Origin of the sequence: Comamonas badia DSM 17552 (assembly GCF_000484635.1) — a bacterium.
Taxonomy (GTDB): Bacteria; Pseudomonadota; Gammaproteobacteria; order Burkholderiales; family Burkholderiaceae_C; genus Comamonas_C; species Comamonas_C badia.
The window spans coordinates 209,470-235,691 of record NZ_AXVM01000003.1 but is presented as its reverse complement, the minus strand read 5'-3'; the positions used below and the strand labels follow the sequence as shown (position 1 = coordinate 235,691).

At 68.1% G+C, this 26,222-nt stretch carries 26 protein-coding genes; 13 read left to right on the top strand and 13 right to left on the bottom strand.

Annotation, left to right across the window (positions count from 1 at the left end; translation table 11 throughout):
- Positions 1 to 6: 6 nt before the first annotated feature.
- The 10 genes from K320_RS0108015 to K320_RS0107970 all read right to left on the bottom strand — a co-directional run bounded on the left by K320_RS0108015 (position 7) and on the right by K320_RS0107970 (position 10,656).
- Positions 7 to 1,065: an XdhC family protein gene (locus K320_RS0108015; RefSeq protein WP_024538315.1), complete on the bottom strand. Its 1,059-nt coding sequence runs from the start codon at positions 1,063 to 1,065 to the stop codon at positions 7 to 9.
- A gap of 46 nt (positions 1,066 to 1,111) precedes the next feature.
- The gene (locus K320_RS0108010) at positions 1,112 to 1,696 is read right to left on the bottom strand and encodes a CoxG family protein (RefSeq protein WP_024538314.1); all 585 of its coding nucleotides are present in this window, start codon (positions 1,694 to 1,696) and stop codon (positions 1,112 to 1,114) included.
- A gap of 28 nt (positions 1,697 to 1,724) precedes the next feature.
- A complete protein-coding gene (locus K320_RS0108005; protein WP_034342938.1) occupies positions 1,725 to 2,981 on the bottom strand; it encodes a vWA domain-containing protein in 1,257 nt (418 codons plus the stop codon).
- Positions 2,982 to 3,015: 34 nt separating this feature from the next.
- The gene (locus K320_RS0108000) at positions 3,016 to 3,963 is read right to left on the bottom strand and encodes an AAA family ATPase (protein WP_024538312.1); all 948 of its coding nucleotides are present in this window, start codon (positions 3,961 to 3,963) and stop codon (positions 3,016 to 3,018) included.
- Between the two features lie 186 nt (positions 3,964 to 4,149).
- Complete coding sequence (locus K320_RS0107995; RefSeq protein WP_024538311.1) at positions 4,150 to 4,941, bottom strand: FAD binding domain-containing protein; 792 nt, start codon at positions 4,939 to 4,941, stop codon at positions 4,150 to 4,152.
- A gap of 13 nt (positions 4,942 to 4,954) precedes the next feature.
- Positions 4,955 to 7,327 (bottom strand): xanthine dehydrogenase family protein molybdopterin-binding subunit, encoded by a 2,373-nt coding sequence (locus K320_RS0107990; RefSeq protein WP_024538310.1) that lies wholly within the window; start codon positions 7,325 to 7,327, stop codon positions 4,955 to 4,957.
- Positions 7,328 to 7,348: 21 nt separating this feature from the next.
- Positions 7,349 to 7,816 carry a (2Fe-2S)-binding protein gene (locus K320_RS0107985; RefSeq protein WP_024538309.1) on the bottom strand — a complete coding sequence of 156 codons (468 nt, stop codon included), beginning with the start codon at positions 7,814 to 7,816 and terminating at the stop codon, positions 7,349 to 7,351.
- A gap of 361 nt (positions 7,817 to 8,177) precedes the next feature.
- Positions 8,178 to 9,116, bottom strand: coding sequence for a 50S ribosomal protein L3 N(5)-glutamine methyltransferase (gene prmB / locus K320_RS0107980; RefSeq protein WP_029695938.1), 939 nt, complete (start codon positions 9,114 to 9,116; stop codon positions 8,178 to 8,180).
- Positions 9,116 to 9,661 carry a peroxiredoxin gene (locus K320_RS0107975; protein WP_029695937.1) on the bottom strand — a complete coding sequence of 182 codons (546 nt, stop codon included), beginning with the start codon at positions 9,659 to 9,661 and terminating at the stop codon, positions 9,116 to 9,118. Before K320_RS0107975 ends, prmB begins: the two co-directional genes overlap by 1 nt.
- Before the next feature lie 227 nt (positions 9,662 to 9,888).
- Positions 9,889 to 10,656 (bottom strand): ferredoxin--NADP reductase, encoded by a 768-nt coding sequence (locus tag K320_RS0107970; protein ID WP_029695936.1) that lies wholly within the window; start codon positions 10,654 to 10,656, stop codon positions 9,889 to 9,891.
- Positions 10,657 to 10,826: 170 nt separating this feature from the next.
- On the opposite strand from K320_RS0107970, the gene K320_RS0107965 reads away from it, so the two are divergent.
- The 8 genes from K320_RS0107965 (at position 10,827) to K320_RS19705 (ending at position 18,853) form a co-directional block, all read left to right on the top strand.
- The gene (locus K320_RS0107965) at positions 10,827 to 12,023 is read left to right on the top strand and encodes an ABC transporter substrate-binding protein (protein WP_024538305.1); all 1,197 of its coding nucleotides are present in this window, start codon (positions 10,827 to 10,829) and stop codon (positions 12,021 to 12,023) included.
- A 12-nt stretch (positions 12,024 to 12,035) separates the two neighbouring features.
- On the top strand, positions 12,036 to 13,937 hold the full coding sequence (locus K320_RS0107960; RefSeq protein ID WP_024538304.1) for an ABC transporter permease: 1,902 nt from the start codon (positions 12,036 to 12,038) through the stop codon (positions 13,935 to 13,937).
- Positions 13,934 to 15,445 carry an ATP-binding cassette domain-containing protein gene (locus tag K320_RS0107955; protein ID WP_024538303.1) on the top strand — a complete coding sequence of 504 codons (1,512 nt, stop codon included), beginning with the start codon at positions 13,934 to 13,936 and terminating at the stop codon, positions 15,443 to 15,445. Before K320_RS0107960 ends, K320_RS0107955 begins: the two co-directional genes overlap by 4 nt.
- A gap of 69 nt (positions 15,446 to 15,514) precedes the next feature.
- The gene (locus K320_RS0107950; protein WP_024538302.1) at positions 15,515 to 16,810 is read left to right on the top strand and encodes a lysozyme inhibitor LprI family protein; all 1,296 of its coding nucleotides are present in this window, start codon (positions 15,515 to 15,517) and stop codon (positions 16,808 to 16,810) included.
- Positions 16,807 to 17,994, top strand: coding sequence for a lysozyme inhibitor LprI family protein (locus K320_RS0107945; protein WP_024538301.1), 1,188 nt, complete (start codon positions 16,807 to 16,809; stop codon positions 17,992 to 17,994). Before K320_RS0107950 ends, K320_RS0107945 begins: the two co-directional genes overlap by 4 nt.
- A gap of 3 nt (positions 17,995 to 17,997) precedes the next feature.
- On the top strand, positions 17,998 to 18,201 hold the full coding sequence (locus K320_RS0107940; RefSeq protein WP_024538300.1) for a hypothetical protein: 204 nt from the start codon (positions 17,998 to 18,000) through the stop codon (positions 18,199 to 18,201).
- A 20-nt stretch (positions 18,202 to 18,221) separates the two neighbouring features.
- Positions 18,222 to 18,491, top strand: coding sequence for a hypothetical protein (locus tag K320_RS19035; protein WP_024538299.1), 270 nt, complete (start codon positions 18,222 to 18,224; stop codon positions 18,489 to 18,491).
- A 131-nt stretch (positions 18,492 to 18,622) separates the two neighbouring features.
- Positions 18,623 to 18,853, top strand: coding sequence for an RCC1 domain-containing protein (locus K320_RS19705; RefSeq protein ID WP_084301203.1), 231 nt, complete (start codon positions 18,623 to 18,625; stop codon positions 18,851 to 18,853).
- Here the strand turns inward: K320_RS19705 and K320_RS0107930 are convergent.
- The 3 genes from K320_RS0107930 to K320_RS0107920 all read right to left on the bottom strand — a co-directional run bounded on the left by K320_RS0107930 (position 18,759) and on the right by K320_RS0107920 (position 21,360).
- On the bottom strand, positions 18,759 to 19,253 hold the full coding sequence (locus K320_RS0107930) for an RES family NAD+ phosphorylase (RefSeq protein ID WP_029695935.1): 495 nt from the start codon (positions 19,251 to 19,253) through the stop codon (positions 18,759 to 18,761). The genes K320_RS19705 and K320_RS0107930 overlap by 95 nt on opposite strands.
- Positions 19,246 to 19,737 (bottom strand): antitoxin Xre-like helix-turn-helix domain-containing protein, encoded by a 492-nt coding sequence (locus K320_RS0107925; RefSeq protein ID WP_024538297.1) that lies wholly within the window; start codon positions 19,735 to 19,737, stop codon positions 19,246 to 19,248. The genes K320_RS0107930 and K320_RS0107925 overlap by 8 nt, the downstream gene beginning before the upstream one ends.
- A gap of 84 nt (positions 19,738 to 19,821) precedes the next feature.
- A complete protein-coding gene (locus K320_RS0107920; protein ID WP_024538296.1) occupies positions 19,822 to 21,360 on the bottom strand; it encodes a YifB family Mg chelatase-like AAA ATPase in 1,539 nt (512 codons plus the stop codon).
- A gap of 263 nt (positions 21,361 to 21,623) precedes the next feature.
- On the opposite strand from K320_RS0107920, the gene K320_RS0107910 reads away from it, so the two are divergent.
- The 5 genes from K320_RS0107910 to K320_RS0107890 all read left to right on the top strand — a co-directional run bounded on the left by K320_RS0107910 (position 21,624) and on the right by K320_RS0107890 (position 26,182).
- Complete coding sequence (locus tag K320_RS0107910; RefSeq protein ID WP_024538295.1) at positions 21,624 to 22,823, top strand: ammonium transporter; 1,200 nt, start codon at positions 21,624 to 21,626, stop codon at positions 22,821 to 22,823.
- A 189-nt stretch (positions 22,824 to 23,012) separates the two neighbouring features.
- Positions 23,013 to 23,744, top strand: coding sequence for a TorF family putative porin (locus K320_RS0107905; RefSeq protein WP_024538294.1), 732 nt, complete (start codon positions 23,013 to 23,015; stop codon positions 23,742 to 23,744).
- Positions 23,745 to 23,764: 20 nt separating this feature from the next.
- Entirely contained in the window at positions 23,765 to 24,103 is a 339-nt protein-coding gene (locus tag K320_RS0107900) for a P-II family nitrogen regulator (RefSeq protein ID WP_024538293.1), read from the top strand.
- 21 nt (positions 24,104 to 24,124) lie between these two features.
- The gene (locus K320_RS0107895; RefSeq protein ID WP_024538292.1) at positions 24,125 to 25,420 is read left to right on the top strand and encodes an ammonium transporter; all 1,296 of its coding nucleotides are present in this window, start codon (positions 24,125 to 24,127) and stop codon (positions 25,418 to 25,420) included.
- 105 nt (positions 25,421 to 25,525) lie between these two features.
- Entirely contained in the window at positions 25,526 to 26,182 is a 657-nt protein-coding gene (locus K320_RS0107890) for a ProQ/FinO family protein (protein ID WP_245593846.1), read from the top strand.
- The last annotated feature ends 40 nt before the right edge of the window (positions 26,183 to 26,222 follow it).

The window sequence follows — 26,222 nt, the reverse complement described above, 5'->3', positions numbered from 1 at the left end:
GGCCGATCAGGCGTTTTCGTGCACGACGAAGCAGACGTTGGCCGCGTCATTGGGCGTGATGTCCTGCAGGTCCTTCACATGCGCTACGTCCATGTCGCGCGGCAGCGGCACGCTGTTCTTGACCGCGAGGATCTCCGCCATCACGCTCACCGCGATCTCGGGCGGGGTCTTGCTGCCGATGTAGATGCCGACCGGGCCGCGCAGGTTCCTCATGCTTTCTTCGGTCTGGTCGAGATGCTCGATCATGCGCTGGTGGCGCAGCGCGCTGTTGCGCCGGCTGCCGATGGCGCCGATGTAGAAGGCCGGCGTTTCCAGCGCCTGCAGCAGCGCCAGGTCGTCGAGCTTGGGGTCGTGCGTGAGCGCGACCACGCAGGTGCGGCCGTCGGGTTTCATTTCGGCGACGGTGTCGTCCGGCATGGTCTTGACCAGGCGCGCGCCGGGCACGCTCCAGCTGCCGGCGAATTCCTCGCGCGGGTCGCAGACGGTGACGGAGAAGCCGCAGAACAGCGCCATGGTGGCGAGGTATTCGCTCATCTGCCCGGCGCCGATGATGATCATGCGGTAGCCGGGGCCGAAGGTGTTCACCAGCTCGTGGTCATTGACGATGAGGTCCGAGGGATGCTCGCTGGGCTCCAGCGTCACGCTGCCATCGGCCAGGCTGACGCGCCGGTGCATGAGACGGCCGGCATCGAGTGAGTGCAGCAGTTCGCCCACCTTGGCGCCATCGGGGTTGAATTCCAGCATGACCTCCAGCGTGCCGCCGCAGGGCAGGCCGAAGCGGTGGGCTTCGTCGGCGGAAATGCCGTATTTGACGAACTGCGGGGGGCCCGCGTGCGGCAGCGGGTCGGCCGCGCCGGGCTTGGTGTAGCGGTCGATCAGGTCGTATTCGATGCAGCCGCCCGAGACCGAGCCGACCACCGCGCCATCCTGGCGCATGGCCATGATGCAGCCGACGGGCCGCGGGGACGAGCCCCAGGTGTGCACCACGGTGGCCAGCACGGCGGACTGGCCCTTCTCGCGCCAGTCGTGCACGGCGCGCAGGACGGTGACGTCAAGATTTTCCATGGTGCAACACTCCTTTCACTGGCGCCCGCGCCGGGCGCCTTGCCGTTCAACGCAGCGCGAAATAGCCGCCGATCACGATCACGGCGATCACGATCCAGACCCACGCCGGGATGCCGCCGCTGCTTTCCTGCGTTGCCGGTGCCGGCACGGTGGCCGCCGGTGCGTCTTCCGCTGGCGCGGGGGCGGGGTGCAGGCGCTGCAACTCCTCGTCGAAGCGGGCGAAGAATTTCTCCGCCATCTGCTTGGCCACGCCGTCGATCAGCCGCTGCCCCACCTGTGCGATCTTGCCGCCCACGCTGGCAGTGACGGTATAGCTCAATTCGCAGCCACCGTCCTTGGGTGCCAAAGAAACCTTGGAGGTGCCCTTGCCAAAACCGGCTGGCCCGCCATTGCCTTCGAACGTGAGCGTGTAGCTGTTCGGCGCCTGGATGTCCGACAGCTGGATCGCGCCCTTGAACTTGGCGCCGACGGGGCCGATCTTGATCGCCGTCACCACGTCATAGGCGTTCTCGCCGGTGGCGGTGATGCTGTCGCAGCCCGGAATACACTCCTTGAGTACGTCGGGGTTGTTCAGCGCGTCCCAGGCCTGTTGCTGGGTGGCGGCGAGCTGCCGCGAGCCTTGCATTTCCATTTTTTCTACTCCTCGGTTTCAGTGAAATTCATTGTTTCAGAAGCTTGGCGATGGCGCCGGCGAGATCCTGCAGGCGGGTGATGTTGTGCACCGCCACCATGCCGTCGGTGGTCTTGTGCAGTACGGCGGCGCCGCGCGCTGTCGGCTGGTAGGCGTCGAAGCGCAGCAGCGGGTTGAGCCAGAGGATCTTGCGCGTGTGGCGCTTGAGCCATTCGAGCTCGCGCGTGAGCTCTTCGGGTTCGCCGGTATCCAGGCCGTCGCTCACCAGCAGTACCAGCGTGCGCCGCCCCACCATGCGCCGCCAGTGGTGCTGGCGCAGCGTGGCCAGCGAGGCGCCCATGCGCGTGCCACCGGCGAAGTCCTGGATGCTGTGGCCGGCATGCACCAGCATGTCGTCGGTATCGGCCAGACGAAAGGCGGGGCTCAGGTCGGTGAGCCCGGTGCCGAAGGCGAACACGTCGCGGCGCAGTGCCAGCGCCTGGCCGCCGACCTGGGTGCGCATGGTGGCGCAGTGCAGAAAGGCGAGCAGCAGGCGGGTGTAGCGCTCCATCGAGCCGGAGATATCGACCAGCACCAGCAGCGGCAGCGGCTGGCGGCGGCGCCGCAGGCGGTGCAGCGCCATCACGTCGCCGCCGCACTGGGCGGCGGCGCCCATGGTGCGGCGCCAGTGGATGCGCGCACCGCGCGCGCCGGCCTGGGTGCGCCGGGCCGCCACGGTGGGCAGCGGCAGCGGGATGTCGCGCACCAGGCGCTCGACCAGCGTGTATTCGCTGGCGCTGAGCTGGTTGAAATCGGCCGCCTTGACGCGCGCCAGCTCGCTGGCCGTCATCGCCGCGTCAAGGTCTATGGTCTGCTCGGCCTTGGGCTTGGCCTCGGGTTTGGGGGGCGCCAGGGCTTCGGCGACGCGCGGACGATTCCTGGGCCCCTTGGCCTTGCCCTCGGCCTTGGGCAGCATCTGCGCCAGCAGCTTGTTGGCCAGGCGCGGGTCCTTGAAAAACGCCTCGAACAGCTCGCGGAACACCCCGCGGTCCTGCTCGCGGCTGATCAGAACCGATTCCAGGGCCGCGGCAAAATCCTGCCGATGCCGTACGCCCACGAGATCGAGGGCCTGCTGTGCCAGCGCGATACGCGCCGCGTCCATGGGCAGGCCGGCGCGCCGCAGGGTGCGGCAAAAGCCGCTCAGGTTGCCCGCGAGCTTGCCGCTGCGGGCGTCACCCAGCTGCGAGACGCCTTTCCCCGCTGCCGGCCATTCGGCCAGCACGTTGTCAAGGGCGTCGTCGTTCATGGTGGCGTCCAGGGTTTTGCGTCAGCGCGGCGGTTCAGCCGGCCTGCGCCAGCTGCGCCGCTTGCTCGGCTGCCTGGAAGACGTCGCTGGCCAGTTCGCGATTGAGCGCCGCGACATCGTCGCGCTGCTTGAAAAGGATGCCGGCGGTCTCCACCGCCACTTCGGGGTCGAGCACGATGGTATCGAGCGCCACCAGCGCACGCGCCCATTCCACGGTCTCGGCGATGCCCGGGGCGCGCTGGAAGCGCTCGCCATAGGGCTGGCTGCGCAGCTGCTGCACGAAACCCGCCACCTGGTCCGCCAGGCGCCGCGAGGCTTCAGGCACCAGGGCACGCACGATGGCGAGTTCGCGTTCGCGCTCGGGGTAATCGAGCCAGTGGTAGAGGCAGCGGCGCTTGACCGCGTCGTTGAGCTCGCGCGTGCGGTTGCTGGTGAGGATGGTTACCGGCGGCACCTTGGCACGCACCGTGCCCAGTTCGGGGATGCTGACCTGGTATTCACCCAGGTATTCCAGCAGGAAGGCTTCAAAGGGCTCGTCGGCGCGGTCCACCTCGTCGATCAGGAGCAGCGCGCCGGGCTCGGGGGCTTCCAGCGCCTGCAGCAGCGGGCGGCGCACCAGGTAGCGCGGCTGGTAGACCTCCTGCTCCAGCTCGGTGGTCGAAGCCGTGCCTTCGGCGGCGCGCAGGTGCAGCAGCTGCGCGGCGTAGTTCCATTCGTAGAGTGCCTCGCGCTGTTCCAGGCCGTCAAAGCATTGCAGGCGCAGCATCTGCCGGCCCAACACCTGCGAAAGCGCCTTGGCCAGCTCGGTCTTGCCGACGCCGGGCTCGCCTTCCAGCAGCAAGGGGCGCTGCAGCTTGAAGGCCAGAAACACCGCCGTCGCCAGGCGCCGGTCGGCGTAGTAGCCGACGGATTGCAGCGAGGCGATCAATGCATCGATGGAGTTGCAGGAACAGGGGGCCAGAGGGGCAGATGAGGCATTCATGGGACGGTGCGGCCGAAACGAGTCGACTATCAAATCATGAGCTGTGTGCGCAGCATTGGCGGGTGCAAAAGCCGAAAATCACTCTATCTGCTCGCTGCCCATTAAAAAGGCTTGTTCAAAAGCTCAGGCGGCCGCGGCCGCCTGAGGCACCCTTGCTCCGCTCGGAGAAAGGGTGGGGGAGTCATCTCAGGCGAGGGCCTTGGCGACGGCACGCTGTGCGATCACGCCCACGAGGTGGGCGCGGTAGGCGCTGGAGCCATGCAGATCGCTGGACATCTCGCCTTCGTCGGTCTTGACGCCCGCGATGGCCGCCGGAGCGAAGTTGCCGTTCAACGCCGCTTCCATGCCGGCGTGGCGGAATACGCCATTGCCCGCGCCCGTCACGGCCACGCGTGCGCCTGCGTCGGTCTGTGCAACGAAGACGCCGATGAGCGCGAACAGCGAAGCCGGCTGCGGGAACTTGACGTAGGCCGCCTTCTTGGGGATGGGGAAGCTCACCGCGGTGATCATCTCGCCCTCGTCCAGCGCCGTGGTGAACAGGCCCTGGAAGAAGTCGTCGGCCTTGATCTCGCGCTTGTTGGTGCGCACGGTGGCGCCCAGTGCCATCAGGGCCGAGGGGTAGTCGGCCGCCGGATCGTTGTTGGCCACCGAACCGCCTATGGTGCCGCGGGCGCGGACCTGCTTGTCGCCGATCCCGGCCGCCAGGGCTGCCAGCGCCGGGATGGCAGCCTTGACTTCGGCGCTTTCGGCGACGTCGGCGTGGCAGGTCATGGCGCCGATGACGACATTGTTGCCGTCGCGGCGGATGCCCTTGAGATCGGCGATCGCGCCGAGATCGACGATCTGCTCGGGCGCTGCCAGGCGCAGCTTCATCGAGGCGAGCAGGGTCTGACCGCCGGCCAGCAGCTTGCCACCGGCCTGTGCGAGCTTGGCTGCATCCGCCTGGCTGGCAGGACGCTCGTAAGTGAATGCGTACATGTGCTGTCTCCTATCAGGCTTTGGCTTTCTGGATGGCTTCCCAGACGCGGCTGGGCGAGGCGGGCATGTCGAGGTCCTTCACGCCGACCGACTTGAGCGCGTCAAGCACGGCGTTCATTGCAGCCGGGGGCGAGCCGATGGCACCGGCTTCGCCGCAGCCCTTGCTGCCGATCGGGTTGTGCGTGCAGGGGGTGCACACATGGTCGATCTGGATGTTCACCAGATCGGCCGCGCGCGGCATGGTGTAGTCCATGAAGCTGCCGGTCAGCAGCTGGCCGGATTCCTTGTCGTACACGCACTGTTCCTGCAGCGCCTGGCCCAGGCCCTGGGCCACGCCGCCCTGTACCTGGCCCTCGACGATCATCGGGTTGATGATGACGCCGAAGTCGTCGACGCAGGAGAAGCGGTCCACCCGCACCACGCCGGTCTGCGGGTCGATTTCGACTTCGCAGATATGGGTGCCCGCGGGGTAGGTGAAGTTGGTCGGGTCGTAGAACGCGGTCTCGTTCAGGCCCGGCTCCAGTTTGTCGAGCGGGTAGTTGTGCGGCACGTAGGCCGTGAGCGCCACCTGGCCGAAGGGGATCTTCTTGTCGGTGCCCTTGACCTTGAATTCGCCGCCGGAGAACTCGATGTCGGCGTCGGAGGCCTCCATCAGGTGCGCGGCGATTTTCTTGGCCTTGGCCTCGATCTTGTCCAGTGCCTTCATGATGGCCGCGCCGCCCACGGACAGCGAGCGGCTGCCGTAGGTGCCCATGCCGAAGGGGATGCGGCCGGTGTCGCCGTGCACGATGTCCACCTGGCTGGGATCGATGCCCAGGCGGGCGGCGACGAGCTGGGCAAACGTGGTTTCGTGCCCCTGGCCGTGGCTGTGCGAGCCGGTGAACACCGTCACGCTGCCGGTGGGGTGCACGCGCACTTCGCCGGCTTCGAACAGGCCGGCGCGCGCACCGAGGGCGCCGGCGATGTTGGACGGCGCCAGGCCGCAGGCTTCGATGTAGCTGGAGTAGCCGATGCCGCGCAGCAGGCCCTTGGCTTCCGAGGCGGCCTTGCGGGCGGCAAAACCGGCCACGTCGGCCAGTTTGTTGGCCTTGTCCAGCAACTGGGGAAAGTCACCCGTGTCGTACTGCAGCGCCACCGGCGTCTGGTAGGGGAACTCGGTGATGAAATTGCGCCGGCGGATTTCGTCCTGCGACAAACCCATCTCCCAGGCGCAGCGGGTGGCCATGCGTTCGAGCAGGTAGGTGGCTTCGGGGCGGCCGGCGCCGCGGTAGGCGTCCACCGGTGCGGTGCTGGTGAACCAGGCATCGACCTCGACGTAAACCAGCGGCGTGGTGTACTGGCCCGCCAGCAGCGTGCCGTAGAGGATGGTCGGCACCGCCGTGGCGAAGGTGGACAGGTAGGCCCCCAGGTTGGCATTGGTGTGCACGCGCAGCGCCAGGAACTTGCCGTCCTTGTCCATCGCCATTTCGGCGTGGGTGACGTGATCGCGCCCGTGGGCATCGCTCACGAAGGCTTCGCTGCGGTCGGCGGTCCACTTGACGGCGCAATTGAGCTCCTTGGCGGCCCAGGTGAGGGCCACGTCTTCGGCGTAGAGGTAAATCTTGGAGCCGAAGCCGCCGCCGACGTCGGGGGCGATCACGCGCACCTTGTGCTCGGGCCATTGCAGCACGAAGGCGGTCATCAGGAGGCGCTCGACGTGCGGGTTCTGGTTGGCGACGTACAGCTCGCTTTCGTCGGTGGCGCGGTTGTAGGAGGCGTTGACGGCGCGCGGCTCCATCGCATTGGGCACCAGGCGGTTGTTCACCAGGTCCAGCTTGGTGACGTGCGCGGCGCCGGCGAAGGCGGCATCGACCGCCGCCTTGTCGCCCAGCGTCCATTTGTAGCACTGGTTGTCCGGGGCTTCGTCGTGCAGCGCCGGGGCATTCCTGGCGGTGGCCATGTCGATGACCGCGCCGAGCGGTTCGTAATCGACGTTGACGGCCTCGGCGGCGTTGCGGGCGTGCTCGTGCGTGTCGGCCACGACCAGCGCGACGTGGTCGCCCACGTAGCGCACCTTGGTGTGGGCCAGCACCGGATGGGCGGGCTCCTTCATCGGCGTGCCGTCGGGGTTGTGGATTTGCCAGCCGCAGGGCAGGCCGCCCATCTTGCCGGCCAGATCGGCGCCGGTGAAGATGCGGGCCACGCCCGGCATCCCGGCGGCGGCGGAAATGTCCACGCTCTTGATGATGGCGTGGGCATGCGGCGAGCGCACGAAGTAGCCGTACTTCTGGCGGTTCAGGTTGATGTCGTCGGTGTAGTTGCCCTGACCGGTGATGAAGCGCAGGTCTTCCTTGCGCTTGAGCGATTCGCCGATGTGCGGCAGCTTGGCAAATTCATTGGCACCCATGGTGTGTCTCCTTTCGTGCCGTCAGGCGGTCATGGTTTTCTGGACGGTCTGCACGGCCTTGACGATGTTCTGGTAGCCGGTGCAGCGGCAGATGTTGCCTTCGAGCAGGTCGCGGATTTCGTGCTCGGTTGCCTTGGGGTTGTGCTTGAGCAGGTCGATGGAGCTCATCACCATGCCCGGGGTGCAGAAGCCGCACTGCAGGCCGTGGCATTCCCTGAAAGCCGCCTGCATGGGGTGCAGCGAACCGTCGGCGGGCGTGATGCCCTCGATGGTGGTGACGTCGGCGCCTTCCATCTGCGCCACCAGCGTGTTGCAGGACTTGATGGAGCGGCCATTGGCGATCACGGTGCAGGCGCCGCACTGGGCCGTGTCGCAGCCCTGGTGCGTGCCCGTCAGGCGCAGATGCTCGCGGATGAATTCCACCAGCAATGTGTTGGGCGGCACGTCGGCAGTGACTGCCTGGCCGTTGACCTTGAGCTCGACTTTCATCGGAGTGTCTCCTCGTTTTGAACAAACAGAAATTTCGACGCGAAACCCTGCCATTGGATAACAACATGTTCCACCCTGCGACAGGTGAAACCCTTGCTTGTGCTGCAGCAGGCCCCCGCCGGAGCTTGCAGATGGAGCAGGTGAGGCAGTTGCATGCAGAATTCGTGCCATCTTTCGCATGCCGCTTGCATGCGGTGCCGTGCTCTTCTGCCGTTCCCCTGGATCGGAGCTGCAGTCAACCCCATTGTGCTACGTTCGCGGCCGCCGTGTATCGTTTTGGTCCAGGTGGGGAAAGTGTCTCGGAACTGGACAGTGCAAAGACGGGTGCTGCGTAGCGCGCAAGGCTGCCGAGGCCTGCCGATCAGCGCTCCAGGGGCGTCGCCAGCAGTGCGTCGCGCGTGACCAGCAGCACCTGGTCGCTGCCGGCGCTGGTTGGCAGCCAGAACACGGGCAATTGCGGGAATGCGGCCTCGAAGTGCGCGCGCTCGTTGCCGATCTCCAGCACCAGCACCGCGTCCTCGCTCATGCAGCGTGGCGCATCGTGCAGCAGGCGGCGGATGAAATCCATGCCGTCCGCGCCGCCGGCCAGCGCCATCACCGGCTCGGCCCGGTATTCCGGCGGCAGCCGCGCCATGCTGTGCGCGTTCACATAGGGCGGGTTGCACAGGATCAGGTCCCATGGCCCGGGGCAGGCGGCCAGGCCGTCGGACTGCACGAGCCGCACGCGCTCCTGCAGGCCGTGCTTCTCCACGTTGATGCGCGCCACCGCCAGCGCGTCGGACGACAGGTCGGCGCCGGTCACATCCACCTCGGGCCAGGCCATGGCCGCCAGACAGGCCAGGCTGCCGTTGCCGGTGCACAGATCCAGCACCTGCCGCGTCCGCTCGCTCAGCCACGGGTCGATGCTGGCATCGGCCACCAGCTCGGCGATGAAGCTGCGCGGCACGATGGCGCGCTCGTCGATGTAGAACGCCACGCCCGCCAGCCAGGCTTCACGCGTGAGGTAGGCGGCGGGCTTGCGGCTGGCGATGCGTTCTTCAAAAAGAAGAGCCGTCAGCGCTTTATCAGCGGGTGTTACAGCCTGATTTATTATGGAATCCGGTGTATCGCCCGTGGGACTGTCCAGCGGCAGGCCCAGGCGCCAGAGCACGAGCCAGGCAGCTTCATCGTGGGCATTGGTGGTGCCATGGCCGAAGGCGACGCCCGCCGCCTGCAGCCAGGCGGCGCCGCTGGCGATGAGCGCGCCCACGGTGGTGCCATCGAGCGCGGCCGGGCCGGGGGGCGCCGGCGCGGGCTGGATCACTGCTTCGCCCCTGGCCGCAGGCGGAGCACGGCGGCTTCGGTCTGCTGCACATGCGCGAGCGGGTCGGCGCCCACGTGCACGAAGGCGATGCGGCCGTCCTGGCCGATGACGTAGGAGATGCGGTCGGCGCGCTGCGGGTTGGCCGCCGCCGCGGCGTCGTAGGCCCGGATGGTGCGTGCCTGCGGGTCGGACGCGACGGCGAACTGGTCGCGGCAGGCCTCGGTGGAAAAGCGCTGCAGCGTCGCGATGTCGTCGTGCGACATGCCCACCACCTTGGCCCCCAGCGCGGCGAAGCGCGGCGTCGCCTCGGCAAAGGCGTGCGCCTCCAGCGTGCAGCCCTGCGTGAACGCCTTGGGGAAGAAGTACAAAACCACTGGCCCTTGCCGCAGCGCGGCGGTCAGGTCGAAATCAAAAGTTTTGCCCGCGACGGCGGCCGCCGTCGTGAAGCCGGGCGCTGCATCGCCCACGCGGAGGGCGGCCTGTGCTCCAGCGGTGCACAGCAGCACCGCGGCGCAGATCAGCGTGCGCAAGAACGAGGGCATGCGGACTCCTGAAGATGGAGCGGACGGGAGGGCGCCGGTCTTCATCACCATGAGGTTCGGGTAGTGGTTACTCTGCTTCATGGGAGTCAATCATGCCTGCAACGGCTGACGCTTGCCAGATTCAAGAGCGAGTTTGCAGGGGGACTACAGCAGCCTGTTAAGGCGTGTTGCACCTTTGTCTGAATCCGCCATCCTCTCAACGCCCAACGCCCAACGCCCAACGCCCCTCACTTCTCCACGAACGCCCGTTCGACGACGAAATCCCCGGGCTGCTTGGTGCTGCCTTCCTCGAAATCGCGCTTCTTCAGCAGCTGCGTGAGCGTGGCCAGCATCTCGGGGCTGCCGCAGAGCATCACCCGGTCTTCCAGCGGATCGAGCGGCGGCAGTCCCAGGTCGGCAGCCATCTTCCCGCTGTCGATCAGCGCGTTGATGCGCCCCTGGTGCACGAAGGGCTCGCGCGTGACCGTGGGGTAGTACAGCAGCTGCTTTTGCACCATCTCGCCCAGGATTTCGTGCCCCGGCAGCTCGCGCGTGAGGTAATCGTGGTAGGCGAGCTCGGATACCTCGCGCACCCCGTGCACCAGCACGATCGTCTCGAAGCGCTCGTAGGTATCCGGGTCGCGGATGATGCTCATGAAGGGCGCAAGGCCCGTGCCGGTCGAGAAGAGGTACAGGCGCTTGCCGGGCAGCAGGTAATCGGTGACCAGCGTGCCGGTGGGCTTCTTGGCCACCAGGATGGTGTCGCCCACCTGGATGTGCTGCAGGCGCGAGGTGAGCGGGCCGTTCTGCACCTTGATGGAGAGGAATTCCAGCGTTTCCTGCCAGTTGGGGCTCACCACGCTGTAGGCGCGCAGCAGCGGCTTGCCGTCGATCTTGAGGCCGATCAGCACGAAGTGGCCGTTGGAAAAGCGCAGGGCCTGGTTGCGCGTGGTGGTGAAGGAAAACAGTCTGTCCGTCCAATGGTGCACCGTCAGGACGCGCTCTTCGAAAAACATCGTGTGGTCTGGGTCAAGGCAGCCGGACGGGGCAGGGAGGGGCGTCGCCGCGCCCTGTCGCCATGCGGACTGGTGAATAGGGGAAGCGCGGATTGTCGTGCATGCGGCGCCTGCAGTAGTCAGGGGGTACAGTACCGCTCCCGCAACTTTTGCGGACAGGGAGTGCTGACATGAAGCAGTGGACGGCCGGGGTGCTGGCGTCATTGGCGATGATGGCGGGGGCGGCGCAGGCCCAGGGCACCTACACCATCGGCGAGATCAACAGCTACAAGGCGCAGCCCGCCTTTCTGATGCCCTACAAGATGGGCATGGAGCTGGCGGTGGAGCAGGTCAATGCCGCGGGCGGCATCCACGGCAAGAAGCTGCTGCTTCTCACGCGCGACGACAACGCCAACCCCGGCGAGACGGTGCGCGCGGCCGAGGAGCTCCTCACGCGCGAGAAGGTGGACGTGCTCACCGGCGGCTTCCTGTCGCACCTGGGCTTGGCGCTGACGGATTTCGCGCAGCAGAAAAAGCGCTTTTACCTGGCGAGCGAACCGCTGACCGACAAGATCGTCTGGCAGCAGGGGAACCACTACACCTTCCGCCTGCGGCCCTCCACCTATATGCAGGTGGCGATGCTGGTGCCCGATGCCGTGAAGCTGAACAAGAAGCGCTGGGCGCTGGTGTATCCCAACTATGAATACGGGCAATCGGCCGTGGCGACCTTCAAGCAGCTGCTGAAGGCCGCGCAGCCCGACGTGGAGTTTGTCGCCGAGCAGGCGACGCCGCTGGGCAAGGTGGATGCGGGCAGCGTGGTGCAGGCGCTGGCGGACGCCAAGCCGGATGCTATCTTCAACGTGCTGTTTGCCACCGACCTGGCCAAGTTCGTGCGCGAGGGCAACACGCGCGGCCTGTTCGAGGGCCGCAAGGTGGTGAGCCTGCTGACCGGCGAGCCGGATTACCTGGACCCGCTCAAGGCCGAGGCGCCGGTGGGCTGGATCGTCACCGGCTACCCCTGGTATGCGATCAAGACGCCCGAGCACCAGGCGTTTCTCGATGCCTACCAGAAGCGCTTCAACGACTACCCGCGCGCCGGTTCGGTGGTGGGCTACAACACCATTCTGTCGATCGCGGCGGGCCTGAAGAAGGCCGGGTCCAGCGATACCGAGAAGCTGGTGAAGGCCTTCACGGGGCTGCAGGTGGCCACGCCGTTTGGCCCCATCACCTACCGCCCGCAGGACCACCAATCGACCATGGGTGCCTACGTGGGCACCACGGCGCTGCAGGACGGCAAGGGCGTGATGGTGGATTTCCGCTATGAGGACGGTGCCAAGTTCCAGCCTTCGGACGCTGAAGTGAAGCAGCTGCGCCCTGCCGGGCGGTAAACAGAACCCGGCATGGATGTCTCGGGCCTGCTCGTCCAGCTGCTGAACGGCCTGGCGAGCGGCTCCACGCTGTTTCTCGTCGCCGCGGGCCTGTCGCTGGTCTTCGGCGTGATGCGCATCGTCAACTTCGCGCATGGCTCGCTCTATGTGTTGGGGCTGTACGTGGCCTATAGCAGCGTGGAGCAGCTCGGGGGGGTGATCGGCTTCTGGTCTGCGCTGCTGCTGGCGCCGCTGGCGGTGGCGCTGCTGGGCGCGGTGATCGAAATCCTGCTGCTGCGGCGCATCTACCAGGCGCCCGAGCTGCTGCAGCTTCTCGCCACCTTCGCGCTGGTGCTCATCATCCGCGATGGCGCGCTCTGGCTCTGGGGTGCGGAAGACCTGCTCGGGCCGCGCGCGCCGGGGCTCTCGGGCGCGGTGGGAATTCTGGGACGGCGCTTTCCCACCTATGACCTGTTCCTGATCGCCGTCGGCCCTCTCGTGCTGCTGGCGCTCACGCTGCTGCTCAGGCGCACGCGCTGGGGCACGCTGGTGCGCGCGGCGACGCTCGACCGCGAGATGCTCTCCGCGCTCGGCGTGCGGCAGGCCTGGCTGTTCACGGCGGTATTCGTGCTGGGCGCGCTGCTGGCGGGGCTGGCGGGCGCGCTGCAGCTGCCGCGCGAGCCGGCCAATCTGGAGCTCGATCTGCCCATGGTGGCCACGGCCTTCGTCATCGTGGTGGTGGGGGGCATGGGGTCATTGACGGGTGCGTTTGTCGCCGCGCTGTTGATTGCCGAGCTCAAGGCGGTGTGCATCTGGCTGGGGGTGGTGCGGATCGGGGCACTCAGCATCGCCTTCCCCAAGCTCACGCTGGTGACGGAATTCCTCGTGATGGCGGTGGTGCTCATCTGGCGGCCCTGGGGGCTGATGGGGCGGGCGCAGGCCACGGTGCGCGGCGCGCCGCAGCCGGGCCTGGTGCAGAGCGGGCGCTGGGGCGCAGGGGGCTGGTGGCTGGTGCTCGCGCTGCTGGCGGCGCTGCCGCTGCTGGCGGGCGCGCAGAGCTACGCGGTGGTGCTGCTCACCGACATCGCCATCGCCGCGCTGTTTGCCGCCAGCCTGCAGGCCATCGTCGGCCCCGGCGGGCTGCATTCGTTTGGCCACGCCGCCTACTTTGGCCTGGGGGCCTATGGCGCGGCGCTGCTGGTGCACGCGGCGGGGCTGCCGTTTGCGGCGGCGCTCATGCTGGCGCCCCTCGTGGCGGCGGCCGGGGCGCTGGTCTATGGCTGGTTCTGCATGCGGCTGTCGGGCATTTACCTGGCGATGCTCACCCTGGCGTTTGCGCAGATCACCTGGGCGGTGGTGTTCCAGTGGGATGGCTTCACGGGCGGCAGCAACGGCATCACGGGCGTCTGGCCGCCCGAGTGGCTGACCGATGGCGCGCGCTTTTACTGGCTGGTGCTGCTGCTGTGCGCTGGGGTGATTTACGCGCTGCGCCGCCTGCTGCACGCCCCCTTTGGCTGGGCGCTGCGCGCGGCGCGCGACTCGGTGCCGCGCGCCGAGGCGATCGGCCTGCCCACGCGCCGCGTGCAGTGGGCGGCGTTCACCGTGGCCGGGCTGGCCGCCGGGCTGGCGGGTGCGCTGTTTGCGTTTTCCAAGGGCGGCGCGGCGCCCGATGTGCTCTCCGTGGGCCAATCGGTGGATGCGCTGGTGATGGTGCTGTTCGGCGGCGTGCATGCGCTGGCAGGGCCGGTGGTGGGCGCCGCGGCCTTCACCTGGCTGCACGACACGGTGGCGCGCACCCTGCCCTACTGGCGCGCGGTGCTGGGCGCCGCCGTGCTGCTGCTGATTCTGCTGTTTCCTGAAGGCATTGCGGGTTTTGCGCAGCGTGTGCGGGCGATGACAGCTTCCAAAAACAGAGCACAAGGAGCGGCGCGATGAGCCTGCTTCAGGTGAGCGGCCTGCGCAAATCCTTTGGTGGCGTGCATGCGGTGCAGGGCGTTTCGTTCACGCTGCGGGCGGGCGAGCTGCTGGCATTGATAGGCCCCAACGGCGCAGGCAAGACCACCACCTTCCAGATGATGGGCGGGCAGTTGCTCCCGGACGCAGGCCGCGTGCTGCTGGACGGGCAGGACATCACCGGCCGCACGGCGCGCGCACTGGCCGGCCTGGGAGTGGGCCGCACCTTCCAGATCGCCGAGACGCTGACCAGCTTTACCGCGCTGGCGAACGTGCAGATGGCGCTGCTGGCGCACGACGGGCGCTGGCGCGGCCTCTGGCGCAAGGCCGAGGGCTACCGGTCGCAGGATGCGCTGGCGCTGCTCGACCAGGTGGGCATGGCGGCGCAGGCTGGCCGCCCCTGCAGCGAGCTGGCCTATGGCGACGTCAAGCGCCTGGAGCTGGCGCTGGCGCTGGCCGGGCAGCCGCGCCTGCTGTTGATGGACGAGCCCACGGCCGGCATGGCGCCGGGCGAGCGCGTGGCGCTGATGCAGCTGGTGCGCCAGCTCGCCCGCGATCGCCAGATCGGCGTGCTGTTCACCGAGCACAGCATGGATGTGGTGTTTGGCCAGGCCGACCGCATCGCGGTGATGGTGCGCGGCGAGCTGCTGGCAGAAGGCAGCCCGCAGGCGATACAGCAGGATGCGCGGGTGCAGGCGGCCTACCTGGGAAACTCTGAAAACAATAGCTTGCAGCGCGCGCCGTACAAGGCCGAATCGCCTGAAACACCGTTGCTCTCCGTGGAGGGGCTCAACGCCTGGTACGGCGCGGCGCAGATTCTGCATGGCGTGTCGCTCAATGTGCGCCGTGGCGAAGTGCTGGCGCTGATGGGGCGCAATGGCGCGGGCAAATCCACCACGCTCAAGAGCATCGCCGGGCTGGTGGCGCGCACCACCGGCAGGCGCAGCTTTCTGGGCGAGGACATCACGCGCTGGCCCGCGCACCGCATCGCACGCGCGGGCCTGGGCTATGTGCCCGAGGAGCGGCGCATCTTTGGCGATCTGACGGTGCTGGAAAACCTGGAAACCGGCCGCCAGAGCCCCCGCCGCTGGCCGGACGGCACGGCACTCGAACCCTGGACGGTGCAGCGTCTGTTCGCGCTGTTCCCCAACCTGCGCGCCATGCCCGACCGCCCGGGCGCGCGCATGAGCGGCGGCGAGCAGCAGATGCTGACCGTCGCGCGCACGCTCATGGGCCAGCCGGTTCTGGTGCTGCTTGATGAGCCCTCCGAAGGCGTGGCGCCGGTGATCGTCGAGCAGATGGTGCAGGCGGTGCGTGCGCTGAAAGCAAGCGGCATCGCCATCGTGCTCAGCGAACAGAACCTGGCGTTTGCCGAGGCCGTGGCCGACCGCGTGCTGGTGATCGCGCAGGGCCGCACCGTGCACGAGGCGGCCATGGCCGACTTCGCGGCCGATCGCACGGCGCGGCAGGAACTGCTCGGCATCGCGTGACCAAAGCCACTGGCAGCGCGGGAGGCTTGTCCCTAGGATGGTGCGTCACCATCGTTTGGCACCGCCCCCATGTTCTTGCGTCCCGTCGTCACCCCGCTTCTGTGCATCGCGCTGCTGGCTGCCTGCGGCAAAGCACCCGCCCACCCCAGCTTCGACTGCAAGGCCGCCCGCAGCGTGGCCGAGCAGCTGATCTGTGCGGACCCCGAAGTGGCGCGCATGGACGTGCAGGCCGCGCAGCTCTATGCGCAGGCACGCAGCCGCTCCAAAGATGCCGAAGGCCTGCGCGCACAGCAACTGAAATGGCTGCGCGAGCGCGACCGGGGATGCATCGCAGGCGCCAGCCTGGCGCAGACGGAGCAGGACGAAAAGGTGCGTGCGTGCCTCGTCCTTTCCTACCACGGCCGCATCCTTGAACTGCGCGACCTGGTGGCGCCGCCCCTGCTGCCCGCCAATCTGGTGGCGGTGCCGGGCAAAGTACTGGCGCGGATCGGCCTCACCACAAAAGGCTGCAGTGCGGTGCAAGGCCTGTGGAATGACAGTGGCGACACGCTGGCGCTGGAAATCGATTGCGAGCAGGCCGGCTGGGGGCGGCGCGTCTGGCTCATCCGGGGTGGGACGGAGCTCATGCCCGCCACACCCGATCTGGGGGCGGGCGACCCGCATGGAGAGCGGGTCTTTGCCAGCGGCACCGATCTGTACTGGGATGGCAACACGCTCTACATCTTCACCAGCATGCAAGGCAAGGAGGCGCAGCAGGGCGCGGGAGCGGCGTGGGAGCCGCGCATCTTCACCGCCTCCATGGCCAACGGGCCAACCCAGATCGTTGCCGCACCAGAGCGCATACGCATGTTCTTTGGCATGCGCCTGGGCAGTTTCATGGGGGACGATCCTGAAAAACTCATCGCCGACCCGGACATGGCGACCGGCAGCGCCTGGCTGCTGGGCCGGCGCGCCGTGGCGGGCAAGAGCGCCGCCCAAACCGTGCTGCAGTCCACGCGGGCGCTCTGGCTGCGCGCGCTGCCCGACGATCGCTACGCACTGCGCGTGAAAAATTTCGAAAAAGGCGGCGCCATCACCGAAATTGCGCGCGGCGGGCCTGAGCTGGGCCATGTCCGCTTCGGCAACTGGACCGTGGTCTACCCATCGCACTATGGCCTGCTGGTGCACGATCTCGAAACCGGCACTACGCGCCGGGTGGCCGGCACCCATCCCGGCGATATTTCGCTGGCCTGGGCGCACTCCGATGCCTTGTATCGGCTTGCATGGATCAGCATCCACCCCTGCGGTGGTGCGAAGGGCGCCGAAGGGGCTTACCTGTGCATGGCAGGCATCAATGGCGTGCGGCCAGTGGGAGGTACGCCATGAAGCGCCATGGCTGGCTGGTGGCCTGCGTGCTGTCGGCGGCGGCACTGGCGGGCGCGTGGGCGCAGGGGCTGCCCGAGGCCGTGCAAAGCCTGCCTTATGCGGCCGTGGGCGGCGAGCCCTCCTCGGAGTCCGAGCTGGCGCTGTCGCTCTCGCCGGGCGGCAAGCTGCTGGCGGTGAGCGACGGGGCGCGCGTGTGGTTGTATCGGCGCGATGCGGGCGAGCGCATCGCGGTGACGCCCGCACCGGTGCCGCGCCAGCCGTACAACGCGGCCGGTGTGACCGGCGTCGAAGGCATGCAGTGGCAGAGCGATGCCACGCTGCTTGCCTGGGTGCGCCTGCAGAACGGCAGCGCGCAGGCCTACGCGGCCGACGCCGGTGGCGCGCGCGGGCCGGTGCTGCAGGCGCAGCCCGCACCGGGCCCGGACCTGGCCGCCTTCGTCGCGCGCCACCACATCGCCGCCGACCCGGACTTCATCCTGAACGCTTATGCGAACCGTCAGACGGCCGTCTGGACGGAAAACCGCGGCCACGGCAGTCTGGTGCTGATGGAACAAGCCCCGGGCGGCAAACCGCGCCCGCTGGCGCAAGGCGGCTGGGAGCTGGACACGGTGGTCTTTGATGCGCAGGCGTCCCGGGTGATCTACGCCACGGACAAGGGCATTGCGGTGCACGGCGTTCCCGAGGGCCGCGCCGAACTCGTATCAGGCACCCGCGCCGGCGACCTTGCTTACGATTTTGATAGCGCCAGCCGCTGGCTGGTATTGGTGCGCCAGACGGGTGGTTGCGATGCAGCCAGCGCCGCCTCCAAGGAGCGCCATGTGTGCCTTGTGCGCTTGCCGCCCGCAGCGGCAGCGAAGGATGCGGCGCAGCCAGTGCCTGCAGCACCCCCATCCGGGCCACAGGCCCAGCCCAGCTTTGACTGCAGCAAGGCGCGCAGCACCACCGAGCAACTGCTGTGCGAGCGCGCGCCGCTGGCGGCGTTGGATGTGGAACTTTCCGGCCTGTACCGCCAGGCGCTGGAGCGCGGCCCCAACCCTTCGGCGCTGAAAAAACAGCAGATTGACTGGATGCGTGAGCGCGATGCCCGTTGCACCGCAGGCAAGACGCTGGCGCAGGCGCGTGCAGACCTGTCGGTGGATGCCTGCCTGCGCGAAAGCTACCACCAGCGCATCCGCCTGCTGTAGTGGTTGCTGCGTGGCCGGGGCGATGCGCCCGAGCCGGATGCTGCCACGGGCCTCTCGACCGGCATGACGGGCGGCGGCTCCGGTGGATCGGGTTTCGCCGATCTGGTGCACGATTTTTCACAGGCCAATGCCGCGCGCCAGCAGTGCTGCGCGGGCGATCTTGGCAACGCCTTGCAAGGCCTCTCCGGCGTCTTGGAAGCGCGGTAGCGACGCAGATTCAGGAGGCCTTGAACAAGGCCCACAGCGGCCACGCCAACGTCACCGCCAACGGCCGCGAAGTGCCGATGAACGGTGCCAGCGGCTCGCGGATGCGCTGCAGAAGGTGTTGGACGGCAAGGGAGTCACGGTGCACCACGGTCAACGGGCTGCCTGTGGGCGGCCAGCCCTTGGGCGACGCCGCCACCCGATTGCAGCAACTGCAGCAGTTGCGCGACCAGAGCCTGATCAGCGCGGTGGAGTTCGGCGCCAAGCTCGCCGAAATTCTGAGAGCACTGTGATGGCGATCTTGCGTAGCACGTCGCTGCTAGGGGGTTTGCTGCTTGCCGCAGCATTGCATTGGCCCAGACCCACAAGGAGAAACCCATGGCGATACAAGCCATCGCGGGCGGTGGCATGCACAGCATGCTGATTGCGCAAGACGGCCGCTCTGGGCGGCTCGCACAGCCTGCTGCTCAAGAAGGACGGCAGCGTATGGGTGGCGGGCAGCAACGGTTCGGGCCAGATCGGCCTGGGGCAGGGTACGCGTGAGTCGCGCATGGTCTGGCTCATTGCGTTGACTGCCGCAGGGTACGCGGGTCGTACAGCCAGCGCCGCAGCTTGGTGGCCAAGACCTGTGCAGCAGCAGGGTGGCGCGGGTTGATGAGCAGGTTGCTTTCCTCGGGCACGATGACGGACGGCACCTCGGCCAGGCACGAGGACCCCTCCTGTGCCCAGGCCATGCCCCAGGCGACGCTCACGCGCCCGACCGGCAGCGCGTCCCAGCCGACTTGCTGCGCCGCATCGAACACCGTGCGCGCGGCCCACAGCGCGGCGGGCACCTCGATGCGCACCAGATAACGGTTGAGCGGCAGCGCCAGGCCGCCGCCCAGGTGCACCACGGTCTCCAGGCAGGCCAGCGCGCGCGTGGTGCTGGCGTACACCAGCGGCTGGCCGCGCGCGTTCCAGCGCCCGCCGCTGCGCTCTGCGCCGGCGCCGCTCAGGTCTTCGGCGGTGTAATCGGGCGTGTCCGTGGCGATGCGCCAGAGCGCCACCTCAGGCATAGACGCCGAACTGCATCTGCAGCAGCAGATTGGAGAGCGCCTCGCGGCCATCGGCGGTGCCCAGCAGCTCCTGCGGGCACAGGCCGCCGAGCGCCGCCACGGGCTGGCTGATCCAGCTGGCGAACCAGCGCGGCGCGCTGAAATCGGCGTCCACGGGCTGCGCCATCGCTTCGATCTGACCGATCAGGCGCGAGATGCCCACCATTTTTTCGCTCTCGGACTCCGAGAGCAGGCCGCGCGCGGCGATCTTGCGCTCGACGGTGGAGCGCGCCAGCCCGGCGGCGCGCATGAACTGGTCGCGCGGCAGGCCCATGGCCAGGCTCAGCTCCTGCACCGCGCGCGCCGGCACGCCCTGCTTGACCAGGCGCACCCGCTCCAGCGCCGAGAGCTGGTACACATTGCCTTCGGCCGCCGGCGGTGGTGCAACGACGTAGCTGGCGCGGCGATCGCTGGCAATGACATGGGAAGCGCTGGGAGTATGCATGGTGATTCCCTTTCGGGATTAAATATAATCTCACTTGGGATGTTTTGCAAACCAAATATCAGGAACAGCCCCATGAGAAGGTAGTCAACCAGAGGCCCGCAGCACGCGCCGGTATTGCACCGCCTCGCCCACATGGGCCACGGTCACATGTTCCGAGCCCGCCAGGTCGGCAATCGTGCGCGCCACCTTGAGCGCCCGGTGCGTGGCGCGCGCTGACCACGCGAGGCGCGTGGCGGCGGCCTGCAGAAAGCGCCCGGCCGCCTCATCGAGCCGCACCGCTTCCTGCAGCTGCTGGCCTTGCAGCACCTGGTTGGGTTGGCCCTGGCGGGTGAGGGCTTTGGCGTGCGCCGCCGCCACCCGCTCGCGCACCACGCTGCTGGCCTCGCCGGGGGCGGCGTGCAGCAAGTCCTCGGGCGGCAGGTGCGGCACTTCCACATGCAGGTCGATGCGATCGAGCAGCGGGCCCGAGAGCTTGGCCTGGTAGCGGGCGATCTGCGCGGGCGTGCAGCGGCAGGCGCGCTGGCGCGAACCGGCGAAGCCGCAGGGGCAGGGGTTCATCGCGGCGATGAGCTGAAAGCGCGCGGGAAAGACGGCGCGCTGCGCCGCACGCGCGATGGTGATGTGGCCACTCTCCAGCGGCTCGCGCAGTGCTTCGAGCGCGCTGCGGGCGAATTCGGGGAATTCATCCAAAAAAAGTACGCCGTGGTGTGCAATCGAAATCTCGCCGGGGCGCGGCGGCGAGCCACCGCCGACGAGCGCCACCGCGCTGCAGGTGTGGTGCGGGCTGGCGGTAGGGCGCTGCATCCAGTGCTGCGGCGTGAAGCGCCCGGCCAGGCTGGCAATCGCCGCGCTCTCCAGCGCCTCTTGCACCTGCATGGGCGGCAGGATGCCCGCAAAGCGCTGCGCCAGCATGGATTTGCCCGAGCCCGGCGGGCCGACCAGCAGCAGGCCGTGGCCTCCGGCAGCCGCAATCTCCAGTGCGCGGCGTGCGGCGGCCTGGCCCTTCACGTCGGCCAGATCGGGGCCGTTGCCCGAGGGTTCTGGCGCGACAGGCTCCACACGCTGCCAGCCTGAGGGCGGAGCGGGCGCGTCCCCGCCACTGCCCGGCGGCAGAAACTGCGCGACCACATCCAGCAGATGCTCTGCGCCGTAGATGGCGGTATCCGGCACCAGCGCGGCCTCGCGCGCGCTCTCGGCGGGCAGCACGATGCGCGCTGATTCGCCCTGGGTGCGCAGCGCCAGCGCCGTCGCCAAGGCGCCGCGCACCGGCCGCAGGCCACCCGAGAGCGAGAGCTCGCCCGCAAACTCCCAACCCGCAAGCTGTGCAACATCGATCTGCCCGCTGGCGGCCAGCAGGCCGAGCGCGATCGGCAGGTCAAAGCGCCCCGAATCCTTGGGCAGATCGGCCGGTGCGAGATTGACCGTGATGCGCTTGTTGCTCGGGAACTCCAGCCCGCTGTTCTGCAGCGCAGCGCGCACGCGCTCGCGCGCTTCCTTGACTTCCACGTCGGCCAGGCCCACCAGCGTGAACGAGGGCAGGCCGTTGGCCAGATGCACCTCCACCGTCACGGCGGGCGCGGCCAGGCCCAGCAGCGCGCGGCTTTGCACCAAAGCGAGACTCATGGCGTGAAAACTCCCCAATCTGGTGCACTGCAATGGTGCGAAACAGGCACATTGGGTCGGGACTGTACCTGCAAGCGCACTTGGCATGCTCCATGCATCGAAGCGGGAATCCGCATGAACGGGAGCCCAGCACGATGCTCATGATTACCGCCATCCTCCAGCCCTTCAAACTCGACGACGGAGAAATTTGCGTGACCGCGCTGCAGCAGGCCATCCGCATCCGCAGCGGCGAAACCGGCACGCACGCGATCTGAGGGGCTGTGATGCACGATCCGCACACGCCGGCCGACGTCCTGTTCATCCTGCTGGGCGCGATCATGATCCTGGCGATGCATGCCGGGTTTGCCTTTCTGGAGCTGGGCACGGTGCGCCAGAAGAACCAGGTGAATGCGCTGGTGAAGATTCTGGTGGACTTTGCCGTCTCCACGCTGGCGTATTTTTTCATCGGCTATGGCGTGGCCTATGGCGTGCACTTCTTCAGCGGCGCGCAGCAACTGGCGCAGCACAACGGTTACGGGCTCACGCGCTTTTTCTTCATGCTGACCTTTGCCGCCGCCGTGCCGGCCATCGTCTCGGGCGGCATTGCCGAGCGGGCGCGCTTCATGCCGCAGCTGGCGGCGACGTTTTGCATCGTCGGCTTCATCTACCCGTTCTTCGAAGGCATTGCCTGGAATGGCGGCTTCGGCATCCAAGGCTGGCTGCGCGCGCACTTTGGCGCCGAGTTCCACGATTTCGCCGGTTCGGTGGTGGTGCATGCGGTGGGCGGCTGGATCGCGCTGATGGCCGTGCTGCAACTGGGTGCACGCCGTGGGCACTACGCCAGGGATGGCGGCGTCAAGGCCCATCCGCCATCGAGCATTCCGTTTCTCGCGCTGGGCGCGTGGATTCTCATCGTCGGCTGGTTCGGCTTCAACGTGATGAGCGCTCAGCAGCTGGACAGGATCACCGGCCTGGTGGCGATGAACTCGCTGATGGCCATGGTGGGCGGTACCTTGTCGGCCACGGTGATGGGCAGGAACGACCCGGGCTTTGCGCACAACGGGCCGCTGGCCGGGCTGGTGGCGATCTGCGCCGGCTCCGACGTGGTGCACCCGCTGGCGGCGCTTGCCATCGGGGCCGTGGCGGGCGTGCTGTTCGTGCAATTCTTTACCCGGATGCAGAACCGCTGGAAGATCGACGACGTGCTCGGCGTCTGGCCGCTGCACGGCCTGTGCGGCACCTGGGGCGGCATCGCCTGCGGCCTTTTCGGCAACCAGGCGCTGGGCGGACTCGGCGGTGTCAGCATCGCCAGCCAATTGATCGGCACGCTGCTGGGGATTGCGCTGGCGGCGCTGGGCGGATTTGCGGTCTATGGGCTGCTGCGCAAGACCGTCGGCATCCGCCTGAGCCAGGAAGATGAGTTTGTCGGCGCCGACCTGGCGATCCACCGCATTGGCGCGGTGCCCGACGTCGCCCGGCTGTAGCTCCCGCCGCGGCATGGCCTGCCGCGCCCGCCGCACCACAACAGGGCCCGCGGCGCGCGATGCTCCCCAATTTGATGCATGCAACGGGGCCTCTTCAGGCGCTCTCCCTGGGGCGGCGCACGGGCTGCAGGGCTGGCACGAACCCTGCAATGACGGGGGTGTCCGCACTTGCAACCTACCGGAGGACTCATGACCCACGCATCCCTGAAGACCCTGAGCCTGGCCCTCGCGGCAGCGATCCTGCCTGCCGTCGCCGGCGCTCAATGGACGGCCAACGTCTCGCTGACCAGCAACTACAAGTTCCGCGGGCAGGACCAGCATGCCCACCCCATCCAGGCCGTGAATCCGGCCATCCAGGGCGGCTTGGACCATGCCTTTGAGGGCAGCGGCTTCTACGTCGGCAACTGGAATTCCAGCGTGAACTGGCTGCCGGGCAATGCGGTTGAAACCGATCTGTACGGCGGCTACAAATTCAGGCTGGGCGCCGTGGATCTGGATGTCGGCGCGCTCACCTACCTCTACCCCGGCAACACGAGCGGCAACACCACCGAGCTGTACGGCGCGGCGACTTATGGCCCGTTCACGGCCAAGTATTCGCACACCGTGTCCAGGGACTATTTCGGCTGGGCCGGCGCCAGGACTTCCGGCCTGAAGGGCCGCAACACCGGCTACCTGAACCTGGCCTTCGCGCAGGAGGTGGCACCCCGCGTCACCCTCAAGGCGGCCTTGGGCAGCACGCGTTTTTCCGGCGGCATCAGGGCCCTGGGCGTGCCCAACTATGTGGACTACCAATTGGGCGGCGCCTACGACTTCGGCGATGGCCTGTCGCTGTCGGCCCTGGTGGCGGGGGCCAACAAGAAAAGCTTTTTTGGCGGCGCCAACAAGGCGCGCCTGATCCTCACGCTCACCAAGACCCTGTAATTCTCGAAAAGGAGCCGATCATGAAAATGGTCACCGCCATCATCAAACCCTTCAAGCTCGACGAGGTGCGCGAGGCGCTTTCGGACATCGGCGTGCAGGGCATCACCGTCACCGAGGTCAAGGGCTTCGGCCGCCAGAAGGGCCATACCGAGCTGTACCGCGGCGCCGAATACGTCGTCGATTTTCTGCCCAAGGTGAAGATCGAGGCCGCCGTGGACGACGCGCTGGCCGAGCGCGCCATCGAGGCCATCGAGGGCGCCGCGCGCACCGGCAAGATCGGCGACGGAAAGATCTTCGTGAGCGACCTGGAGCAGGTCGTGCGCATCCGCACCGGCGAGACCGGCGCACAGGCCCTGTAACCCCGATCACGGAGCACCATCATGAAAAAATGGCTTGTCTTCCTGTGGCTGGGCCTGCTGGCCGGTGCCGCCTTCGCGCAGGCGCCCGCCCCCAGAATCGATTCCGGCGACACCGCCTGGATGCTGACCTCCACGCTGCTCGTGATCCTGATGACCCTGCCCGGTCTGGCGCTGTTCTACGGCGGCCTGGGCCGCAGCAAGAACATGCTGTCGGTGCTGATGCAGGTCTTCGTGGTCTTCTCGCTGGTCTCCATCCTGTGGGCGCTGTACGGCTACAGCCTGGCGTTCTCGGGCGACGGAAAAATCGTCGGCGACCTGTCCAAGGTCTTTCTGAAGGGCGTGGGCCTGGAGACTTTTGGTGCGCTGACGACCATCCCCGAATACGTGTTCCTGGCCTTCCAGGGCACGTTCGCGGCCATCACCGTGGCGCTGGTCGTGGGCTCGTTCGCCGAGCGCATCAAGTTCTCCGCCGTGCTGGTCTTCGCCCTGCTGTGGTTCACCTTCAGCTACGTGCCCATGGCGCATATCGTCTGGGGCGGCGGCCTGCTGGCGGCCGACGGCGCGCTCGACTTTGCCGGCGGCACCGTGGTGCATATCAACGCCGGCATCGCCGGCCTGGTGGGCGCCTACATGGTGGGCAAGCGCATCGGCTTTGGGCGCGAAGCGTTCACGCCGCACTCGCTGACGCTGACCATGGTGGGCGCGTCGCTGCTGTGGGTGGGCTGGTTCGGCTTCAACGCCGGATCGGCCGGGGCCGCCAACGCCGTCGCCGGCTTGGCCTTCGTCAACACCGTGCTCGCCACCGCCGCCGCCACGCTGTCGTGGAGCGCCGGCGAGGCGCTGCACAAGGGCAAGGCATCGATGCTGGGCGCGGCCTCGGGCGCCGTGGCCGGCCTGGTGGCGGTCACGCCGGCCGCCGGCTTCGTCGGGCCCATGGGCGCCATCGCCATCGGCCTCATCGCCGGCGTGGTCTGCCTGTGGGGCGTGGGGGGCCTGAAGCGCATGCTCAAGGTGGACGACGCCTTCGACGTGTTCGGCGTGCATGGCGTGGGCGGCATCGTCGGCGCCATCCTGACCGGCGTGTTCGCGGCCCAGGACCTGGGCGGCACGGGCGGCGCCACGCCCGACACCTTCCACATGGGCGCCCAGGTGTGGATCCAGGTCAAGAGCGTGCTGTTCACCATAGTCTGGTCTGGCGTGGTGTCCTTCGTGGCGTACAAGATTGCCGATCGGCTGGTGGGCCTGCGCGTGGACGAAGACGCCGAGCGGCAGGGTCTGGACATCGCTGCGCATGGCGAGACGGCCTACCACCGCTGACCCCGGCGGGTGACGGCGCTGGCGCGCCCACGGCGCCCGGAACCCGGAAACGCGGGGCCGGGCGCCCGTACACTTGGCCGGAAAATTCCGCATCCCATGACTGCCGTGCACACCCCACCCACTCCCGAACCCGCTGCCGCGCGCAAGGCGCGCCCCGCGCCCGCGCATCCGCCGCTGCTGGATCAGCTGGCGCAGTGGTACCCGCGCCTCTTCGGCGCGCATCTGCTGCCGCTCAAGCGCGGCATCTTCGAAGACCTGATGGCCGCGCACGCGCTGGACCAGGCCGAGCTCAAGCAGGCGCTGGCCTGGCACGCGCGCAGCACGCGCTACCTGGCGGCGGTGGCCAGCGGCCAGCCGCGCCACGACCTGCAGGGCAAGGCGGTGGAGCCGGTGGCGCCCGAGCATGTGCACCACGCCTTGCTGCAGGTGTTCCGCCGCCGCCAGCAGCGCACGCAGGAGGATCTGTCCGCCCAGCTGCGCCAGCGCATCGTGCGCGCCTGGCAGGCCTCGGGCCTGGGCCGCCAGGCCTATGCCGAGCGGGTGCGCGGTCGCGACGAAGCGGCCAATGCGCAGCTCGATGCCGCCCTGGCCGACGCGGCCGCACAGGATGCCCGCGCCGAAGCCCTGCTGCGCGCGTTCGAAGCGGGCACCGCCGATCTGTCCACCTTCGCCGCGATGTACGGGCTGGCGGTGTCCGAGGTGCAGCGGGCGCTGGCACGGGCGCGGCAGTTGCAGGCCGGCGCCGCGCAGGCAGCCGCCTGACCTGGGGCCGGAGCGGCCTGTCGCTGGCCATAGCGCGGCA

Coding starts and splice junctions, on each gene's coding strand:
- K320_RS0107900 (WP_024538293.1), top strand. CDS start 23,765: ATGAAAATGGTCACCGCCATCATCAAACCCTTCAAGCTCGACGAGGTG.
- K320_RS0108015 (WP_024538315.1), bottom strand. CDS start 1,065: ATGGAAAATCTTGACGTCACCGTCCTGCGCGCCGTGCACGACTGGCGC.
- K320_RS0108005 (WP_034342938.1), bottom strand. CDS start 2,981: ATGAACGACGACGCCCTTGACAACGTGCTGGCCGAATGGCCGGCAGCG.
- K320_RS0107985 (WP_024538309.1), bottom strand. CDS start 7,816: ATGAAAGTCGAGCTCAAGGTCAACGGCCAGGCAGTCACTGCCGACGTG.
- K320_RS0107920 (WP_024538296.1), bottom strand. CDS start 21,360: ATGAGTCTCGCTTTGGTGCAAAGCCGCGCGCTGCTGGGCCTGGCCGCG.
- K320_RS0107990 (WP_024538310.1), bottom strand. CDS start 7,327: ATGGGTGCCAATGAATTTGCCAAGCTGCCGCACATCGGCGAATCGCTC.
- K320_RS0107905 (WP_024538294.1), top strand. CDS start 23,013: ATGACCCACGCATCCCTGAAGACCCTGAGCCTGGCCCTCGCGGCAGCG.
- K320_RS0107950 (WP_024538302.1), top strand. CDS start 15,515: ATGTTCTTGCGTCCCGTCGTCACCCCGCTTCTGTGCATCGCGCTGCTG.
- K320_RS0107995 (WP_024538311.1), bottom strand. CDS start 4,941: ATGTACGCATTCACTTACGAGCGTCCTGCCAGCCAGGCGGATGCAGCC.
- K320_RS0107965 (WP_024538305.1), top strand. CDS start 10,827: ATGAAGCAGTGGACGGCCGGGGTGCTGGCGTCATTGGCGATGATGGCG.
- K320_RS0107960 (WP_024538304.1), top strand. CDS start 12,036: ATGGATGTCTCGGGCCTGCTCGTCCAGCTGCTGAACGGCCTGGCGAGC.
- K320_RS0107895 (WP_024538292.1), top strand. CDS start 24,125: ATGAAAAAATGGCTTGTCTTCCTGTGGCTGGGCCTGCTGGCCGGTGCC.
- K320_RS0107930 (WP_029695935.1), bottom strand. CDS start 19,253: ATGCCTGAGGTGGCGCTCTGGCGCATCGCCACGGACACGCCCGATTAC.
- K320_RS0107925 (WP_024538297.1), bottom strand. CDS start 19,737: ATGCATACTCCCAGCGCTTCCCATGTCATTGCCAGCGATCGCCGCGCC.
- K320_RS0108000 (WP_024538312.1), bottom strand. CDS start 3,963: ATGAATGCCTCATCTGCCCCTCTGGCCCCCTGTTCCTGCAACTCCATC.
- K320_RS0108010 (WP_024538314.1), bottom strand. CDS start 1,696: ATGGAAATGCAAGGCTCGCGGCAGCTCGCCGCCACCCAGCAACAGGCC.
- K320_RS0107970 (WP_029695936.1), bottom strand. CDS start 10,656: ATGTTTTTCGAAGAGCGCGTCCTGACGGTGCACCATTGGACGGACAGA.
- K320_RS0107910 (WP_024538295.1), top strand. CDS start 21,624: ATGCACGATCCGCACACGCCGGCCGACGTCCTGTTCATCCTGCTGGGC.
- K320_RS0107975 (WP_029695937.1), bottom strand. CDS start 9,661: ATGCCCTCGTTCTTGCGCACGCTGATCTGCGCCGCGGTGCTGCTGTGC.
- K320_RS0107945 (WP_024538301.1), top strand. CDS start 16,807: ATGAAGCGCCATGGCTGGCTGGTGGCCTGCGTGCTGTCGGCGGCGGCA.
- K320_RS0107955 (WP_024538303.1), top strand. CDS start 13,934: ATGAGCCTGCTTCAGGTGAGCGGCCTGCGCAAATCCTTTGGTGGCGTG.